Origin of the sequence: Bremerella sp. P1 (assembly GCF_028748185.1) — a bacterium.
Classification (GTDB): Bacteria; Planctomycetota; Planctomycetia; order Pirellulales; family Pirellulaceae; genus Bremerella.
This window is the reverse complement of record NZ_CP118164.1, coordinates 3,292,473-3,308,953: the sequence shown is the minus strand read 5'-3', so window position 1 is coordinate 3,308,953 and position 16,481 is coordinate 3,292,473. Positions and strand designations below refer to the sequence as shown.

Genomic DNA, 16,481 nt, shown 5'->3' with positions numbered 1-16,481 from the left:
GGTAACCTGAAACGTTGTCACCTCCCCCTAAATTCACTACGACTGTTACAACCGCCCCCCCCTACCTCATGCCATCGCAAGCCAACATTTCGGGACGCTACCTCCAACGAGGGTTCACGCTGGTCGAACTTCTGGTGGTGATTGCGATTATCGGAATTCTGATCGGTTTGCTGCTCCCGGCAGTCCAGCGAGCTCGTGAGGCGGCCAGACGAACTCAATGCGTCAACCAGCTCAAGCAGATCGGCTTGGCCTGGCATAACCACACCGATACCTACAACGCATTTCCGACCGGCGGCTATGCCCAGCATGTCTTTGCCACGTTTAATGGTGGCAAACCTGGAGCTCTCGACAAACAGGCTGCCGGCTGGGCCTTTCAGATCCTGCCGTTCATGGAGCACGATACCGTCCACAACGGGATGCCAGGCGGAACCGACTTGGACTCCTCGAAGTTTGCCATGGGCGTTCCGATCCCGGAGTATTTCTGCCCAAGTCGCCGCTCACCCTCTTCCGAACCTGCCAAGTTGATCCACATGTGTATCAGCTCAAGCGGGCAGAATTCGAATTCCTTCGACCAAGTCCCACGGGCCCAGATCGACTACGCCGGCGGTAACCAGGAAGGGACCGGCGTATTGGCCAGGAACTTTACCGGTACCTGCGGCGATACATCCAGCGGCAGCGTCGGACCACGTAAGAACCTATACGACTTCTCTTCCGTGACCGACGGAACCAGCAACACGTTGATGGTGGCCGAGAAATGCGTCAACCTAAACACGCTCGGCCAAGGCTCGCAGGAAGGGGATATCTACGGGTACACGTCCGGCTGGGACGGCCCTCCGTCAAGCAACCCAGGCATCACGCATGAGACCGTTCGTCGCACCGACCTGGAACCTTGGTCCGATATCACCGCAACCAATCCTCTCAATGGCGCCAACCGCTTTGGCAGCTCGCACGATGGTGGCCTGAATGCCTTGCTGGTCGATGGCAGTGTGCGATTCATCCCCTACACGATCGAGCTCGATCTTTTTCGGAAACTTGGGGACAAGGGGGACGGGGAAGTGGTAAGCTTGCCGTAAGACACGTCGAATGTCCTCGCACAATTTCAAACCTCTTGGAAATGCCTGATGATCGTTCACATCAAAAAAATGGGCGACCAATACATCTTGGAACTTGATCCGTCGATCATTGAGAAAATGCAGATTGACGAGACGACGCCATTGATTATCAAGGCCGACACCGAGGGGTTATTCTGTGCACCGGTTGATGATGTTTCCGAGGCAGAGTTTCAAGCCTCGCTCGAAAAGGTAAACCAGAACTATGCCAAAGCTTTGCAGAAACTAGCAGAGTAGATGGCCGGTAACATTCGATTTCTCAAGTTGTCTCGAGTCCTCGCGATTCATCATTCATCGACTAAGCACTATGGCGGTGATCCTGGCATCCGCGACATCGGACTGCTGCAGTCAGCGATCGCAATGCCACAGTCCATGTTTGCCGGACACTATCTCCACGCGACGCTGCACGAGATGGCATCGGCGTATCTCTTCCATATTTGTGCCAATCACCCATTTGTCGATGGCAACAAACGCACCTCGGCAATGACCGCGATTATCTTTTTAGATCTCAACGGGATCGAGGTCACCGCCTCACAATCGGATTTGGTAGACCTCGTCTTAGGGGTCGCCGAAGGAAGAACTCAGAAACCCGAGATTACTGAATTCTTCCAAGCCAATACCAAGCCAAGAGCTTAGTCAAACTTCAACGAGATCTGCTTCAGACGCTTTTCGGTTTCTTCCATCAGTGCGTCTTCGGCTGCTTCATCAGCTGCGACGTAAGTAACCGAGAACCGCAGGAAGGAACCGGCGTCGTCCCATGGCACGGTACAGATCGACTTCTCGGTGATGAGGTACTGCGAGGCCTCTTCGGCGTTGGCAAAGCTCGGGCCGCCTTCGACGCCGGATGGGCTCTTGGTGTACAGGAAGTACGTTCCGCCTGGGACTTTGCACTGAAAACCACACCGGTTGAGCATTTCGACCAGCTTCTTCAGACGTCGCTCGTACTTGGCCTTGGTTTGCTTGGGGATCTCTTCATCGGCCAAGGCTGCCGCGGCGGCTTTTTGAATGGCGATGAACTGACCGCTGTCGCAGTTGTCCTTCACATCGCTGAAGGCCTGAACCAGCAGAGGGTTGCCGCAAACCCAACCGATTCGCCAGCCGATCATGTCGAAGCCCTTGGACAACGAATGGACTTCGACGCCCACGTCCTTCGCACCCGGCACGCTGAGGAAGCTGAGTGGCTCCCCTTCAAAGGTCAGCACGGTGTGGGCCGCGTCTTGCACGACCACCAGGTTGTTCTCTTTGGCAAACTTAACGACCTTCTCGTAGAACTCTTTGGTCGCCACCTTCCCGGTGGGGCTGTTGGGATAGTTGATCACCAGCAGCTTGGCCTTCTCTTTGACATCCGCTGGAATGCTGTCGAGATCAGGGAAGAAGTCGTTTTCGGCCAACAGCGGAAGCTTGTAGACGGTACCGCCGTAGTAGGCTGCATGCGTACCTGCGACCGGATAACCAGGAACGGTCATCAGGCAGATGTCGCCAGGATTGATGAAACAGGCCGGCAGCATGGCCAGAGCCGTCTTGGAACCAATGCAGTGGTTCACTTCGGTCGCAGCATCCAGCTCGACACCGAACATCCGCTTCATGTAATCGGCCGCTGCCTGCTTGAACTCGGCAACACCGTTGTCCGCGTAACCGCGATTCTCTGGCTTATTGATCTCTTCGGCCATGACCTTGCGGACCGATTCCGGGGCCATTTCGTCGTTTTCGCCGATCCCGAAGTCGATCAGCTCGCGATCGGGGTAGTCGGCAAGTGCCTTGCGTTTGGCCCGCTTAATCTTCTCGAACTTATAGATCGCGGTTCCCTTACCGTAATTTTCGCCACCGATACGTTCAGCAAACAGCTTCTGGAAATAGGGATCGCTCATGGTCTTCGTTCTGAGATTTCTTAGGGTCAAACAGATGGCCGGAATTCAAACCTACTAGCCTACCGCCGCTCAAAAGAGACAACAACCAGGGCAGGGGAGTTCGGCATCAACACGTTCACACCTGCCAAAATCTCGACGCATTGCTCCTGAAACCCTATCTTGAGGGGATGCCTGTAAAAGAAGTTGAGGTAAGCATGTCTCGCGTCCCCCTTATCGCTCTAAGCGTACTGCTGTTCATTGGTTGCAACGATTCCGCTTCGACTGAGTTACCTGACCCCCGCGCAGTCGCGGTTGGGGAGAGCCTCACCGCATTCCACGCGATGAATTCTCGTATTCGCGATGAGGTAATTTACGTTCGGCCTGGTGAATTTGTCGATGCAGTCCCTCAAACCCTTGGCGGTAAACCTGTCGAAATCATCGAGAGCGAGGAACTCCTACAGAGAATCGGTTCGCGAAAGACAGCCCCCCGCTACACGACTTACTCAATTGGAAACAACCTACGGGAATTCGATTTTTACGTTGCTGTTTCCGTGACTGGCATCGGCAACTTCTCACAATTTGAGACGATTCCATTGGGTGGAGGGAGAATCTATTGCTACACGATCGAAAATGGTGTCCCCAAGGTTCAAGACGTCATCATCGAGGAACACTAGCGGCCAGTCCCTCGTCAGAGAGACTGATAGAGCGCCGCGTGCCGGTCGATCATCTGCTGGACGCTGAACTGTTCGGCGATCGTCTTTCGCGCTGCTTCAGAGAAGCGATTCCTAATCGCTTCGTCTTCCAGCAGGAAGTTGGCAAAGCGAGAATACTCGGTCCGCTGCCCCAGCCCGACGAGGTACCCGTTCTCGTCGTGGGTGATTAGATCGCGGTTGCCAGGAATATCGCTGACAGCCGCCGGCAGACCAATCGCCATCGCCTCCATCAAGGCATTCGATTGGCCTTCATAACCACTGGCCAGCATGAACAGCGTGGCATGTCGCATCACATCCGCCACGTCGTCACGTGGGCCGGCAATGCGCACCTTATCGTCGATGGTGACCTGCTGGCTGTAACGCACCAGCCGTTCACGCTGAGGGCCGTCGCCAACGATCACCAGATACGCATCATCCCGGATACGTTTTAAGATCTCGGTCGCCCAGATGAGATCTTTCATTCGCTTCTGCGGCCACAGACGCCCCACGCTGAGCATCATCTTGGCGTTCGACGGCAAACGCAATTGATTCCAAAGGTCTTCCTTGCTGATCTGAGGAGCCCCGTCGATCAGATCGATTCCATTGGGGATGACGACAAACTTGTTCTTGTCGCGTCCTTTCTTCACGTAGAAGTCGACAATGCCCGAGCTATTGACCACGATCTTGTCCGTAACGCGATCGAGATAGCGATCAATGAAATGTTCGTGCGTTATCTTCCAGGGATCGACGCAGCGCTCTCCACACAAAATATGACGCACGCCGGCGGCTTGGGCTGCCTTGCGGCCGTAACTATTTGCCGCAAAGAGCCAGGTGTGAACGATATCAGGCTTTTCGTCCTGTATGTGCTTCTTGAGTCGCCAGTACGCAGCAGGATCGATCTTCAGTTGCTTGCCAATCACTGTTACCGGAATGCCGGCAGCGGTCAGCTCCTCGCTGTAGGGCCCGCTGCGTGTCAGGCAACAGACCGAAACTTCGAACTGATCGCGTGGCAATCCCTTAGCCAACATCGTCAGTTGTTTCTCGGCTCCCGAACGATCAAGCGTCGGGATGATGAGCATCAGTTTCTGCATCTTCCAGCGAATTCTTCACAGGTGCACATGATCTAAACAATCCGGCGGCGTTCTTTTTCCAGCGAATCCCACAGGAATTGAACCACCTTAGGGGCCATCAGGCTGTAGTAGTTAAAACCGTGCCCCCCGCCTTTGGTCTCCAGGTCGCATGTGTGCGGCACACCCAAAGACTGCAGCTTCATTCGTAATCGATCCGAGCTTTCCCACCAAGAGGTGTCCTCTGGGCAGCAGCAAAAGAATTGATTTCGAGGCCAATTCAGCGGGTGAATGTGCAAAGTCGTCGTGTCCTGCCGAGCCTGCTCGGCACTATCGTACATTTGCCACAGGTTATCTTCCGGGTCGTCACGCATCCGATTCTGGTAATCAATCGCAGGGCTCACGGCCGCGACAATTGGAAAGACATCGGGAAATTTATAGGCAAACCGCAGCGATCCTTGCCCTCCCATGCTCGTCCCAAACAGGGCCACCTTCGGTGTCTTCGCCTTGTATTGCTCTTCAATATAGGGCAGTACGCTTTCCAGCAAATAAGCCTGGGACGACCGCTGGGGATCGAATTCCTCACAGATTCGATCGGTCCACCAGCTTCGCTGCGTTACCGGGGCAACCACCGGCAATCCGAATTTCTCGATCTGCTCGACAAACGCCGGGCTATGATACAGCTTCCCTAGGTGTACCCCGTGCAGATAGATCCCAACATAGCCATGCTCGTTCCGCTGCTGCGGCTCGAACAGTTCGCACAGATGGCCATCGAGATCGATCTCGCGCCAGTTGCCGTAGGTCGGTTTATCGGTCATGAAGGTTCCCGACTGGTGAACGTCGTCCGCGGTGATGTGTCTCTTTCGTGTCTCTTGGCACGACCATAGAAACAACATGATATCATGGGGTCGAGAATCTCCCATTCAGGTCCACCAAAATGACAGCCCCAATCTCGATCTTTGCTGGGAATTGATACGGGGACTTGTTATCATACTCCGCGAGGTTGAGGCCTCATCGGATTGCTTCTCGGATTATGGCGACCACTTTCAGCAGTAAGGAAACGCGGACATGAAACCACATCGTGGTGTGCTTATCTTGGTCCTGGGAATTCTCGGTATCATGGCCTGTTGTTTCTGCGCCCCGGTGGCCTGGTACATGGGATCTCAAGACTTGGCCGAGATTGATGCTGGCCGCATGGATCCTGAAGGGCGTCAGATGACACAAATCGGCATGATTCTTGGAATCATCGGCATCGTCTTGGGAGTCATAGCGATTATCATCCCAATCTTCTTCATCCTGCTGACTGGCGGCTTCGCAGTCGCAGGTGCCGCAGTCAACTAACGGCTGAAGTTACTTCAAATAGACGAACTTTTCGTCGAGAAGTTCCTGTTCTCCATCCCAGCGATAAGCACACAGGAAGCCTCCCTTGGCGACGCTATAGTCCACGCAGGCCACGTTCCTTGCCAACCGCTTGGGCGTGGCCTCTTTTAGCCAATAGTGACCAAGAAACACCGGTTTTTCGGACTCGCCATAGGGTCGAGATTTACTGCGAATGTCGTCGCTAAGCGGAATATCGCAGGCCAATTTCTCGGTCATCGCGTAGCTGCCAAACGTGTGACCATCGGCATCGAGAAACCAACGCGTCCGCGTTTTCGTGCGCTCGTGCCCATCCTTGTCCTGAAAGCTGTACCCCTCAGGCAGCTGCATCTCTTTTCCCTTGAGGATCGCCTCGACCGACGCAAACAGTGGCTCGCCAGGCAAACAGGCCGAGGCCAGCATCTTGTCGGTGAAACCGCCAAATTGCTGTAGATGGTTCTCGATCTGGCCAATTGCCGCATCGTCCCAACACGCATGTACAGCCCTCAAGCCATCCAGCTCAAGCCACATTGGCAGCGTTCGAAACCAAGCCAGGGCATCGCTCAATTGGGACTCGCTCAATTGCAGTAGCGTCTGCCCGTGCTGCTTTTCGTTTTTGGCCGTATGAGGTCGGACATATTCTCCTGGCTGATCGGGATGAGGCGTATGAAACGCCATGGCATTGAGCTCGTGATTCCCCATAACCGTGAGGGCCGCGTCAGTCTCAACCATGCCGCGAACGATCTCCAGCGTCTCACGAATCTTCGGACCACGATCGACGAAGTCTCCCAGAAAGACCACACGCCGCTCTGGATGCGAATACACCCCATCACGCTGCGAATAGCCCAACTCCTCGAGTAGTGCCGTCAACTCGTCGGCGTGGCCGTGGATGTCTCCGATGATGTCAAACATGAAACCTTCTTTACTGGGATAACTGGGAAAGCGGGAGACGATGAGGGGAAATCTCTTGATTCGAGAACGGATCAGGTCTGTAGCCGCAACGGACTCTACAGAACGGAGAGCTAACAGCTTACAATAGCGTTTTGTCGATTCACATTCCGCCATCCGCACGTGGGGATGATTTCTTTGCATACCTTGATTGAAACGCGAGAACTTGCCACAAGAGTCACCGACCTGGCGGCGGAATTGACAGAAAACTACGGGGATCGGCCTCTGACCGTCCTGGGCGTGATGACAGGAAGCCTGGTGCTGATGGCCGACCTGATTCGTCAGCTGGAGATGCCTTTGAAGGTGGGCGTCATGCAGGCACGCAGCTACCGGGGTACAGCTACTTCGGCGGGTGAACTGGCCCTGAATCTAGATATGATGCCACAAATTGCCGGGCAAGATGTCCTGGTCGTCGACGACATCTTCGATACGGGCCATACGCTGAAAAACGTGCTGGAAAGCATCGAGGAACATGGTCCGACCTCGGTTCGATCGCTGGTGCTGCTTTCCAAGTCCGAGCGTCACGAAGTGGCAATCCGGCCTGACTTTGTCGGCTTTCATATTCCCAACGAGTTCGTCGTGGGGTACGGTTTGGATTATCAAGACCTCTATCGCAATCTGCCGTTTGTTGCGGCGTTGGAAGACCACGAGATCGCTTCGCACGCATGACTTCTCTTCGCCTGGCACTTGTCACTCGCCGATTCTGGCCCCTGGTCGGAGGGGCGGAAATGGTTATGGCCAATCTGGCCGAGGAACTCACGCGCCAAGGGCATCAAGTCCAACTCGTAACCGCGCAGTGGCATCCCGACTGGCCCAAGCAGATATCGCATCGCGGCATTCCGGTCGTTCGCCTGCCCAATCCCTCGGTCCGTGGCTGGGGTACTGTACGGTACATGATGTCGCTGGGACGCTGGCTTCGATCACATCAATCGGAGCTCGATGCCGTCTACATATCGATGCTGAAGCATAGCGCCGTCGTAGCGACATCTCGTCTGCAACGAAGCAAAGTACCTGTCATTTTGCGGGCCGAAGGAGCCGGCGAGACGGGGGATTGTGCCTTCCACGAAACGGCCAACTTCGGCCATCGTATCCGCCGAACCTGCCAACAGGCCGATGGCTTTGTAGCACCCAGCCAGCAGATCTTCGACGAGATGGTTTCGTCCGAGTTTGAGCGCGAGAAGATCCGCTTCATTCCTAACGGCGTGAAAGTTGGCCCCATGCGTTCCGCCGAGCAGCGTCGCGCGGCTCGTGCGGCACTGGCCGCCGCCAATCCGATTCTTACCTTGGCCGAGTCCGCTCCACTGGTGGTGTTTACCGGCAGACTTCATCCCGGCAAAGGTCTTACCAAGGTAGTGCGTGCCTGGCCGTACGTCCTACAGCGTTTTCCGATGGCTCGCCTCTGGCTCATCGGGGAAGGACCTCAGGAAGGAGAACTGGCTTCCCTCGTCGGTGCAATGGGACTTCAAAGCCGCATCATCTTGCCAGGGGCCTTTGACACGGTCGAGGATGTTCTGGCCGCCGCCGATGCGTTCGTTCTTCCCTCGCTTCACGAAGGAATGTCGATTGCACTTCTCGAAGCAATGGCCGCGTCACTTCCATGCGTCGTCAGTGATATTCCCGGCAATCGCATCCTAATTGATCACAACGACACAGGCGTCGTTTTTCCTGTCGATGACGTCAGCGCTCTTGCCGATTCACTGACCCGCGTGATCGAAAGCCAACAGCTGGCAGCAAGCCTTGGCGATGCAGCCCGCACGCGTGTGATTCAGCATTTCAGCCTCGAGCGCAGTGCTGCCGATCATGTCGATTTCTTCCGCTCGCTGATAGAGCAAAAGCGACTTCTGTAAGTGGCATGCATTTTGCACCCCTGGTGATAGAAGACTTACATTCACTTCACCAGATCGAAAAAATGACAACTGCTCAAATCTCTGACGCTCCAACGACTTCCGAAGAAAACACTAGCGATTCTTCTCCGGACGGTCTCGTCGATATCTTGCAACAGATGAAGGAAAACACCGACGGAGACGAGGTCACGTTGGAAGACACGCTCGACTCGCTCAATAGCCGAAGTTTTGGCCCCCTTTTGCTCGTGCCTGCCATCATGGCTGTTTCGCCGATCGGTGCCATTCCAGGCATGTCGATCGTGACAGGCTGCGTATTGATGTTGATTGCTGTGCAAATGATTTTCTCAAGCGGAAGACCATGGTTGCCGCAACGCCTACTCGACTTCTCCTTCTCGCGAGATACCTTGACCAAAGGGATCGACAAAACGCTTCCTTGGGCAAAATGGCTCGCAGGGTTCACAGACAGTCGCTTGCAGACGATTACTCACTCTCCCTTCCACTATGTAATCGCGGCCATCATCGCCTTTCTGGCGTTACTCTTTATTCCCCTGGCCTTTTTGCCCTTTGCTGTGGCCATCCCAGGCACAGCGATCGCGTTGTTCGCATCGGGCATGACCGTCAGAGATGGCGTGCTCGTGATCCTCGGCTTCGTGGTTTCCTGCGCCGCCATCGGAGTCGCGATTTACGCTTGGCCGTTCTAATGAATCCATGCCCGAAGGCTGACTACTCAGCGACCGATTTGTCGCTTACGCGAAGCGATGAGTGGTCGACGATTTCATTGAGAAATACGCGGCGAATTGCATCGTAGCCGCGATCGTTGGGGTCCTCGATATTCTCATAGAACCAGTAGTACGGATCCTCCGCAACGTAAGTGGATCGCCAGAACTGCGTCGCATGAGAGCCGTGCCCTAGAAAAGTTTCGTGCAGAGGAACATGGAACACGTTCGGCCGCGCGTCGATGCACTCGCGAATCACTTCGTTGTACTTCTCGTGGATCGCCAGCGCATCGGGCCAATGCGGAAGATAGACACTGGGCGCATCACCAACGCCGTCTGTGGGATCATAGATGTCAGCGAGATAAATCTCGCAACCGCCTGGGAACGCCGCGGTGACCTTATCGAGCATGTCGTTTAATCGACTACGAAACGAAGCGATCCATGGCTCGGCCTCTGCCATTGTGGCGCCGTACATCGCGCACTCTTTGGGTGGTCGACGTCCATAGCTATGAATCAGGTCATTGCCGCCAGAGGTCATGACCACCAAGCCAAACACGTCGGGATCGTGCAACGACAATCGATCTTCGATGACACGTAAATGGTCTTTCGATGTCGAGCCAGAAATGGCCAGGTTTTCTGTCGTAAGCTCAGGCAACACACTTGAAAGTGACTTGCCCTGCATATCGACAAATTCATCGGAAGGATTCTCGATCATTCGCTGAAAGAAGGTGTGATCTGGGGAGTCGGCACCGAGACCGGCCGTGACACTATCCCCTAATCCCACCAGTTTTACCGGACGATCACTCCAACTCTTGCGGAATGATTCGTCGGCTACTTCAGGTCCTGCTGGACCGCTGCCGATCGGACGCAACATGAAATATCGAACGTAGAAACCCGCACAAGCAATCGCCAAAATACCGATGAAGCAGACAATAGTGAGTCGCGTCTTGCGGATTCTCATAGTGCACTTACTGGGGAAGAGTATCCAGAGGACGGACTTCGACACTTCCGACCGAGGCAGGAGGAATACGGGCAGCGACCGCCAAGGCCTCTTCTTCCGTCGCAACATCCAGTATGTAGTAGCCGCCTAATTGCTCGGTCGTTTCGGCGAAAGGGCCCGTTGTGACCAGCGATTTGCCTTCACGGACGCGAACCGTTTTCGACGTTGAAACGGACATAAGCGGGGAAGCAGCAAGGAGCTTGCCTTCCTTTTCTAACTGGTCGCAAATGGCCATGCTCTTACGCATGCAATCCTCGCGGGTCTCAGGCGTCCAACACGTTTCTGCGCTGTAAACCAGCAACATGTACTTCATGGTTTCCTCTTGGCTCCATGCTGTATTTCGATGGGACCAGAACTCGTAGACCTTCGCCGCCCCATCGAAGCGAAGGAGATTTTAATTCGCAGTGTCATTTGTAAGCAAGCAAACGGTTAACTAACTGACACTTCATCTTCATGGACTAGTCGAAGGGAGTCGTCCTGATTCGACATCGCCACAAGAACTTTTGTCTGCGAATTGCTGAGGGGAGTTTGGCCAGGGATCTCCATTTCATGAACTCCCCATGTGCCGCACAAGAGTTATCGCGGCAAGACCGCTGAACGCTACATCGCCCCAAGCGAAGAGTTTTGAAGAGGTTGGCAATCGCACGAAGGCTACCAGCCATGTTCCATATATGCTGGCAGCCGTGATTGCCGACAAGCAGGTTCTGTCCCCTACTGCTGCCTACTTAGCCTTTTCGGCCGATGTGCCACCGAAGGGGATCTTCGTATTGTGACGATCCAACAGCGGCTTAAGCTCGTAAATGTTTCGATAGCCGTAGCTGTAAAGCGTGTTGTATGTATTCAGGTTAAGCGATGCGACGGGAGCCTTGGGGGCAAATGCCATGGGCTCGTTCTTGAAGTTGTTGTTGCAGTAAATCACTACCTGGGTGTCTTTCTCGGGAATCAGCTTCGCCAAATCTTCCGCAGTCATGTCCGGCAGCGAGATATGCACCGCACCTTTGACATGTAGCAGGTCGTACATCCGCTTGCTGCGAGCATCAAGCACGACTGTCTCAGGATCGTCCATCATGCGCAGGAATTCATCTTCCGAGATACGCCGCTTCTCGCGAACCTTGGCGACCTCTTGGACCTGCTTCAAGAAGCCCTGGTAGTCGATTTGCGGGTTCTCGCTAGTTAACTGAGTAACATCTTCTTCCGCTGTCAGAATCGTTCCGACCACAAACATCCCCATAGCTGCCGCGATGGTGGTCGCCAGGATGATCTTTCGCATTTTCTCGTCTCCTTCGTGTTTAGCCGTTAGCGCATACCAAACCCGTAAGTGATGACGATTTCAATCGCGTTCGAGATCTAAGCTCGGGACAGTGTTTTTCGGCAATTTTCCCGAAGGCCTTATCCCAGAAGCAGATACATTCCAAAGAAAAAGGCGGACCGATGACGGTCCGCCTTTCTTAGTCTTGAAAGTAGAGGAGTTGGGGAGTCTAAACGCCTGGCCCCGAAACCGACATTTCAGGGTGTACATCGCGGAATTTGTCCGCGGCGCCCTGCGTAATTTTAGTCTCAGCCAATTCAAGCGTTTTCAAGTTCGGCTTGTTGTCGAACATCGAAAACACCTTGTTGGTTAGCTCGCTGTTGTAATTCAAGTACAACGCCTTGAGTTCAGGCAGCGCGGCAAATTGCTCGAGATCTGAGTCTTGCAGATTTGCGCTCTCACACCAAACCACAACGATATGGCCGTCTTCAGTTTCGACCATTCCGCCTTTTCCTTCAACAAATGTCTTGACGGGCTCTTCGGCAGGATCGAGGGCAGCCATCGAATTACAGCCAAAAACCATCAAGACGACCAGAACAGCCAGGCACAACATTACTTGGGCCTGGCTCCATTTTGAAAACAACGAACGCATAACGATTGATCCTGTTGAGGCAGAGTTACTTGGTGATTTCGACTAAGGGATGGTGACAGGCTCACCATCGGTACGAGAGGCCAACAATTCCAGAACGGTGTCAGGAGTGTTGTCCGAATCGAATTGCACCGTGTCAGGAATAAACTGAACACTGCCATCGCAGAACAAGAACTGGACACCACCGGGATGCAGGCTGCTGAACGAGGAATGCTCATAAGCATCGTTTCGTGCGTAGTTAATCGTCCGAACCGTACCACCCAGGACCGAGTAAAGCGTTTTGGTCGAAACAGGACTTCCGCCGACGACTAGTCGCCCTTCGACACCATAGACGTTTCCGGCATGGTAGTTCGCTTTGCCGGTACCATTGCGACGATTCATGTTCCAGCTGCGCTCACCAATTGCGAACGTGTTGGAAGTACCGTCGGTGACATCGGCGAAATTGCAATCGCTGTTCTCCCAGAAGATACCGTCGGCTCCGTAATTGCTGCCAGGAATGCCGTCGTTCCGTGCGGCCAAGTCACTGGAGTTGGATCCGATGTAGTTGGATAGGGCCGTTGCTTCTCCAGCAAGTTTGCGCTGGTCATTCAAGTCTGGTCCAGTGTCCGATGGGCAGCGGAAGACATCCAGAGGCGTCTTCAGCACAGCCAAGTCATTCGCATTGCCAACCGCATTGGCGAGCGTCTGATTCTTGGGATCAAGCGCATCGTAGATGGTTTCCTGTTCGATGAACGGCATTAGAAATGCGCCCCATCCCCAGGTTGGATCACCGTCGGTAAAGCCCGAGCGAAACTCATACCCCATCGGAAACTGCCCGAAGGTATCGTGGTGATTGTGAAGCCCCAGACCAAGCTGTTTCAAATTGTTGGTACATTGCATCCGCCGCGCAGCTTCTCGTGCTTGCTGCACTGCCGGCAATAGAAGTGCGATTAACACACCGATGATTGCGATCACTACTAGAAGTTCGACCAAGGTAAACCCCGATCGCCCGAAGCGCATTTTCATAACGATCTCCAGAAATAGATAAGGAAAAGGGTATGGAAGCAATCGTCCCCACACGACGAAGACCACCATGAATCAAATAGACTGACGCCCCCTACTCACTGCGATCGCGGTAGAAACAGCGTTTAGCTTCGAGAGCAAAATGTCAGTACGAATAGGATGAGGAAAAAGGATCTTGAGAAAAGAGATTCCAACTAACCGCGATTAACTTACAAAACACTGGCCTTTCGGAATATTTCCAAACGTACCAGATTTTTATAACGCCCTAAATGCAGCTTTCCGCAGATTTACCATTTTTTTTTGTTGCGAAGAATTACGCATACGACAGAGAAATTTCACATTACCCAAAGCGCTAGATCGTGGGTTTTGAAATCTACCTAAGACTCTATCATCAAAGCAATTGCGTAAAAAGCGTCAGGTCAGGGGTGCACTATCAACCGCAAACGCATTAATTGCGCGAGCTAATGGTTAGATCAGTAATGCTTCGTGTCGACCGAAAAGTGGAAACGTCGCAGACAGCGACTGAGAATCTTAACAAGCAGGCTGTGACATGATTTTTTTGGCCCATCTGCCCGAAAAAATATCTGAGATGGCGTGTGGCTAACTTCATGCAATCGATAGGCGTTCAATAGAAAAGGACGGACCGCTTACGGCCCGTCCTTTCTTGATTTCTACCACATTGTCCTCGGTTGGTTATTTACCAACCGTGAAATCTTCCGTCGCCTCGTCCTTAGGCAAATCGACTTCGATCACATGGTTGATAAAAAGAGCGCTCCCCAGCGGGTCGTGCTCGGTGACATTTTTCGCATCGTATCCATCGATCCGGACGATATGCGATCCACCAACGGTTCCTTTGCCCGGAGGCGTCTCATACTTGCCATCTTTAATTTCGGCCGTCACCATCGGACCGGAATTGTCCTTCTTCCCATCAGGCTCGAAGTAAATCTTGCCCGCTGGCAATGGTGCCCCCTTGTAAGTGATCGTTCCCGAAAGGGGAAATCGCTGGGGACCTTCCGTCGTTGGACCGTTGCAGCCAAGGGTTACGGTAGCGGTGAAGATCGCCAGTATTATCCACATGCGCATGATGTTCTTGCTCCTATAGTGGTTGCCTGAGAGGTGATTAGAGTTCTCCGAGTCCACCGATGGGATAACCATCGCTACGCTTGCTCAAATTACGATGTGTTGTGATGTCGACGTTTTCGCTAATGAAATGCACCGAAGCATCCCCCATAGCCATGTGACATCCGCCTGGGTGCCAACTTCCAACCGTACCTGGCATCTCGTCCCACATGTGAACGTTGTTGTTCAGTGGGTTATCACCCGTGTTGGGCTGAAAGGTACAAGCAACAATGTTCAAAAGCAGCGAGTCATCATTGTTGATCCGCGCCGCCGAGGCCCAGGTTGCCGTTTCACAGCAGAAGTTTGGTTGAAATAGATACTTGCTTTCACCGATGAGATAAACATTCGATGAACCATCGGTGGCACTATGAAAGCCTGTCTTCGAATTCAAATACAACATGCCATTGTTGTAATTTAAACGCGAGTTATTCATGCGGCAGTTATAAGCCGAGCCGTTGTTATTACCCGGGAACGTGTCGCCACCCATGACCCCCATGTAGTTGTTGGTCAAGCTTCCACCCGATGCCAGTGGATCCGAGGGGCAATGAAATGCGTCGACCGATGTAGTCTGGGGCGCAAAGTTGACGTTGTTCGTACCACAGTTGGGATTGGTCGCGGTAAAGTCGTCGTTAAAGCCCCAGTACAGCGGCTGTCGGAAGTCGAACTGTTCGTAGAGATTTCCTTGCTCGATAAATGGCAGAATGAGAACCGTCCACGAAGCCATTCCATCCTGACACTGGTTTCCATCCGGCGTACAGTCCGAGGTCGAACCGCTGCGACTCATGTTTCCCGATGGGAACACGTTGAACGTGTCGTGGTAGTTGTGCAGGGCTAGGCCCAGCTGCTTCATCTTGTTGCGGCAGCTCGTTCGTCGTGCGGCTTCGCGGGCCTGTTGCACGGCGGGCAAGAGCAGGGCAATCAGTACCCCGATAATGGCGATCACCACCAACAACTCCACGAGTGTAAACCCAACTCGTTTGGCTCGATGTCTCATAGCAAGGCTCCAACATGAAAGAAAAATAAAAATAGAATCCTCACGCATATTTACTAAGCGTGAACCGACAAGCTAATTCAGCCGTACCGAACAACTCAACGTGGTAGAATGCGCGCTGGGCGATTTGTATGAAAAACACAATGCCGGCAAGACAAAATGCAAACTCGTGCCGAAACACACCTCAATAGAACTTCGTGATTTCCCAAGTAATTCTTACAGACTTCCAATTTCTCGAGTTGGACTTCCCCTGACCGGCATGAAGCGTCGTATTGCCTTTATCTTGACCGGCATACGCAGTGAGAAGGCAGAAGAGAATTACTCGTGCCGGACGATGTCCTTACCTGGATTATTACGACAACACGCGCGAGAGCTGTCGCAGGATGTTGGATAGCGACCGAGCCCGTGGCTACAGAGAACAATGAGAACTAGCCGATCTGCTGTGTGAAGTGCAGGGCTCCCTCTGTTTGAATTCGCTTCCAGGTATACCGTCGCGAGTGAGGAAACAGTTGGCGGTAGCAGGCACGAGACTCTACCGTGGCGAAGTGCTTGTACTCAACAAAGGGAGCAATCTTCTTGATGACCCTTCTTCGTTGCCGACGATCCGACGTCAGTCGGATCGATCGCCAGCCGCTGCAGATTTGAAATCGAATCGCATACACGCACAGCGAGTAGTTCTCGCGATGCTCCGGAAGCGAGTTGACCTGCAGGAAGAAGCTATCGGAGATCCGGCACTCGGCCCATTTAACTAACTCCGCACCATAGTCCTCAGCCGACTTTCCCGTAAGCCGGTGTTGGAAGAAGTCTGGCTCCCCCCACCCCAACTCTTCGGCTAATTGCTGGACGTACAGTCGATTCATCCGGTCGCCGCTCGCAGTAAAGGGGAAAAACC

The 16,481-nt window shown here is 53.5% G+C and carries 20 protein-coding genes; 8 read left to right on the top strand and 12 right to left on the bottom strand.

What is annotated here, in order from left to right; genetic code table 11:
* Positions 1-68: 68 nt before the first annotated feature.
* The 3 genes from PSR63_RS13885 to PSR63_RS13875 are packed head-to-tail and all read left to right on the top strand — an operon-like array spanning position 69 to position 1,745.
* The gene (locus PSR63_RS13885) at positions 69-1,073 is read left to right on the top strand and encodes a DUF1559 domain-containing protein (RefSeq protein ID WP_274334059.1); all 1,005 of its coding nucleotides are present in this window, start codon (positions 69-71) and stop codon (positions 1,071-1,073) included.
* Positions 1,074-1,121: 48 nt separating this feature from the next.
* Entirely contained in the window at positions 1,122-1,346 is a 225-nt protein-coding gene (locus tag PSR63_RS13880) for a hypothetical protein (RefSeq protein WP_274334058.1), read from the top strand.
* A complete protein-coding gene (locus tag PSR63_RS13875) occupies positions 1,347-1,745 on the top strand; it encodes a type II toxin-antitoxin system death-on-curing family toxin (RefSeq protein WP_274334057.1) in 399 nt (132 codons plus the stop codon).
* Here PSR63_RS13875 and PSR63_RS13870 read toward each other — a convergent pair.
* Entirely contained in the window at positions 1,742-2,977 is a 1,236-nt protein-coding gene (locus PSR63_RS13870) for an LL-diaminopimelate aminotransferase (protein WP_274334056.1), read from the bottom strand. The two genes, PSR63_RS13875 and PSR63_RS13870, sit on opposite strands and share 4 nt — an antisense overlap.
* 194 nt (positions 2,978-3,171) lie before the next feature.
* Between PSR63_RS13870 and PSR63_RS13865 the strand changes: the two genes are divergently transcribed.
* Positions 3,172-3,630: a hypothetical protein gene (locus PSR63_RS13865; protein ID WP_274334055.1), complete on the top strand. Its 459-nt coding sequence runs from the start codon at positions 3,172-3,174 to the stop codon at positions 3,628-3,630.
* 14 nt (positions 3,631-3,644) lie between these two features.
* On the opposite strand, the gene PSR63_RS13860 is transcribed toward PSR63_RS13865, so the two are convergent.
* Positions 3,645-4,739 (bottom strand): glycosyltransferase, encoded by a 1,095-nt coding sequence (locus PSR63_RS13860; protein WP_274334054.1) that lies wholly within the window; start codon positions 4,737-4,739, stop codon positions 3,645-3,647.
* Between the two features lie 32 nt (positions 4,740-4,771).
* Positions 4,772-5,533 (bottom strand): alpha/beta hydrolase-fold protein, encoded by a 762-nt coding sequence (locus PSR63_RS13855; protein WP_274334053.1) that lies wholly within the window; start codon positions 5,531-5,533, stop codon positions 4,772-4,774.
* A gap of 250 nt (positions 5,534-5,783) precedes the next feature.
* Here PSR63_RS13855 and PSR63_RS13850 point away from each other — a divergent pair, with 250 nt between their 5' ends.
* Positions 5,784-6,056 (top strand): hypothetical protein, encoded by a 273-nt coding sequence (locus PSR63_RS13850; protein WP_274334052.1) that lies wholly within the window; start codon positions 5,784-5,786, stop codon positions 6,054-6,056.
* A gap of 9 nt (positions 6,057-6,065) precedes the next feature.
* Here the strand turns inward: PSR63_RS13850 and PSR63_RS13845 are convergent, their stop codons facing one another.
* Positions 6,066-6,983, bottom strand: coding sequence for a metallophosphoesterase (locus tag PSR63_RS13845; RefSeq protein WP_274334051.1), 918 nt, complete (start codon positions 6,981-6,983; stop codon positions 6,066-6,068).
* A gap of 165 nt (positions 6,984-7,148) precedes the next feature.
* Here PSR63_RS13845 and hpt point away from each other — a divergent pair, with 165 nt between their 5' ends.
* From hpt to PSR63_RS13830, 3 genes are all read left to right on the top strand, one after another.
* Positions 7,149-7,688 carry a hypoxanthine phosphoribosyltransferase gene (gene hpt / locus PSR63_RS13840; protein ID WP_338000672.1) on the top strand — a complete coding sequence of 180 codons (540 nt, stop codon included), beginning with the start codon at positions 7,149-7,151 and terminating at the stop codon, positions 7,686-7,688.
* Positions 7,685-8,866 carry a glycosyltransferase family 4 protein gene (locus PSR63_RS13835; RefSeq protein ID WP_274334049.1) on the top strand — a complete coding sequence of 394 codons (1,182 nt, stop codon included), beginning with the start codon at positions 7,685-7,687 and terminating at the stop codon, positions 8,864-8,866. The genes hpt and PSR63_RS13835 overlap by 4 nt, the downstream gene beginning before the upstream one ends.
* A 62-nt stretch (positions 8,867-8,928) precedes the next feature.
* Positions 8,929-9,564: an exopolysaccharide biosynthesis protein gene (locus PSR63_RS13830; protein ID WP_274334048.1), complete on the top strand. Its 636-nt coding sequence runs from the start codon at positions 8,929-8,931 to the stop codon at positions 9,562-9,564.
* Positions 9,565-9,586: 22 nt separating this feature from the next.
* On the opposite strand, the gene PSR63_RS13825 is transcribed toward PSR63_RS13830, so the two are convergent.
* The 8 genes from PSR63_RS13825 to PSR63_RS13790 form a co-directional block, all read right to left on the bottom strand.
* A complete protein-coding gene (locus PSR63_RS13825) occupies positions 9,587-10,540 on the bottom strand; it encodes an SGNH/GDSL hydrolase family protein (RefSeq protein ID WP_274334047.1) in 954 nt (317 codons plus the stop codon).
* Between the two features lie 7 nt (positions 10,541-10,547).
* Positions 10,548-10,892 (bottom strand): YciI family protein, encoded by a 345-nt coding sequence (locus tag PSR63_RS13820; protein WP_274334046.1) that lies wholly within the window; start codon positions 10,890-10,892, stop codon positions 10,548-10,550.
* A gap of 408 nt (positions 10,893-11,300) precedes the next feature.
* Entirely contained in the window at positions 11,301-11,849 is a 549-nt protein-coding gene (locus tag PSR63_RS13815; protein ID WP_274334045.1) for a rhodanese-like domain-containing protein, read from the bottom strand.
* A gap of 208 nt (positions 11,850-12,057) precedes the next feature.
* Complete coding sequence (locus tag PSR63_RS13810) at positions 12,058-12,390, bottom strand: hypothetical protein (protein ID WP_274334044.1); 333 nt, start codon at positions 12,388-12,390, stop codon at positions 12,058-12,060.
* 132 nt (positions 12,391-12,522) lie between these two features.
* Positions 12,523-13,482: a DUF1559 domain-containing protein gene (locus PSR63_RS13805; RefSeq protein ID WP_274334043.1), complete on the bottom strand. Its 960-nt coding sequence runs from the start codon at positions 13,480-13,482 to the stop codon at positions 12,523-12,525.
* Between the two features lie 690 nt (positions 13,483-14,172).
* The gene (locus tag PSR63_RS13800) at positions 14,173-14,562 is read right to left on the bottom strand and encodes a hypothetical protein (RefSeq protein ID WP_274334042.1); all 390 of its coding nucleotides are present in this window, start codon (positions 14,560-14,562) and stop codon (positions 14,173-14,175) included.
* A gap of 37 nt (positions 14,563-14,599) precedes the next feature.
* Positions 14,600-15,592: a DUF1559 domain-containing protein gene (locus tag PSR63_RS13795; RefSeq protein WP_274334041.1), complete on the bottom strand. Its 993-nt coding sequence runs from the start codon at positions 15,590-15,592 to the stop codon at positions 14,600-14,602.
* A 425-nt stretch (positions 15,593-16,017) separates the two neighbouring features.
* Entirely contained in the window at positions 16,018-16,449 is a 432-nt protein-coding gene (locus tag PSR63_RS13790; protein WP_274334040.1) for a hypothetical protein, read from the bottom strand.
* Between the last annotated feature and the right edge of the window lie 32 nt (positions 16,450-16,481).

Excerpts from the sequence above, each read along its gene's own strand:
- PSR63_RS13825 (WP_274334047.1), bottom strand. The coding sequence starts at position 10,540 with ATGAGAATCCGCAAGACGCGACTCACTATTGTCTGCTTCATCGGTATT.
- PSR63_RS13835 (WP_274334049.1), top strand. The coding sequence starts at position 7,685 with ATGACTTCTCTTCGCCTGGCACTTGTCACTCGCCGATTCTGGCCCCTG.
- PSR63_RS13810 (WP_274334044.1), bottom strand. The coding sequence starts at position 12,390 with ATGGCTGCCCTCGATCCTGCCGAAGAGCCCGTCAAGACATTTGTTGAA.
- PSR63_RS13875 (WP_274334057.1), top strand. The coding sequence starts at position 1,347 with ATGGCCGGTAACATTCGATTTCTCAAGTTGTCTCGAGTCCTCGCGATT.
- hpt (WP_338000672.1), top strand. The coding sequence starts at position 7,149 with ATGATTTCTTTGCATACCTTGATTGAAACGCGAGAACTTGCCACAAGA.
- PSR63_RS13790 (WP_274334040.1), bottom strand. The coding sequence starts at position 16,449 with ATGAATCGACTGTACGTCCAGCAATTAGCCGAAGAGTTGGGGTGGGGG.
- PSR63_RS13800 (WP_274334042.1), bottom strand. The coding sequence starts at position 14,562 with ATGCGCATGTGGATAATACTGGCGATCTTCACCGCTACCGTAACCCTT.
- PSR63_RS13820 (WP_274334046.1), bottom strand. The coding sequence starts at position 10,892 with ATGAAGTACATGTTGCTGGTTTACAGCGCAGAAACGTGTTGGACGCCT.
- PSR63_RS13805 (WP_274334043.1), bottom strand. The coding sequence starts at position 13,482 with ATGAAAATGCGCTTCGGGCGATCGGGGTTTACCTTGGTCGAACTTCTA.
- PSR63_RS13870 (WP_274334056.1), bottom strand. The coding sequence starts at position 2,977 with ATGAGCGATCCCTATTTCCAGAAGCTGTTTGCTGAACGTATCGGTGGC.
- PSR63_RS13845 (WP_274334051.1), bottom strand. The coding sequence starts at position 6,983 with ATGTTTGACATCATCGGAGACATCCACGGCCACGCCGACGAGTTGACG.
- PSR63_RS13855 (WP_274334053.1), bottom strand. The coding sequence starts at position 5,533 with ATGACCGATAAACCGACCTACGGCAACTGGCGCGAGATCGATCTCGAT.
- PSR63_RS13860 (WP_274334054.1), bottom strand. The coding sequence starts at position 4,739 with ATGCAGAAACTGATGCTCATCATCCCGACGCTTGATCGTTCGGGAGCC.
- PSR63_RS13885 (WP_274334059.1), top strand. The coding sequence starts at position 69 with ATGCCATCGCAAGCCAACATTTCGGGACGCTACCTCCAACGAGGGTTC.
- PSR63_RS13830 (WP_274334048.1), top strand. The coding sequence starts at position 8,929 with ATGACAACTGCTCAAATCTCTGACGCTCCAACGACTTCCGAAGAAAAC.
- PSR63_RS13880 (WP_274334058.1), top strand. The coding sequence starts at position 1,122 with ATGATCGTTCACATCAAAAAAATGGGCGACCAATACATCTTGGAACTT.
- PSR63_RS13865 (WP_274334055.1), top strand. The coding sequence starts at position 3,172 with ATGTCTCGCGTCCCCCTTATCGCTCTAAGCGTACTGCTGTTCATTGGT.
- PSR63_RS13795 (WP_274334041.1), bottom strand. The coding sequence starts at position 15,592 with ATGAGACATCGAGCCAAACGAGTTGGGTTTACACTCGTGGAGTTGTTG.
- PSR63_RS13815 (WP_274334045.1), bottom strand. The coding sequence starts at position 11,849 with ATGCGAAAGATCATCCTGGCGACCACCATCGCGGCAGCTATGGGGATG.
- PSR63_RS13850 (WP_274334052.1), top strand. The coding sequence starts at position 5,784 with ATGAAACCACATCGTGGTGTGCTTATCTTGGTCCTGGGAATTCTCGGT.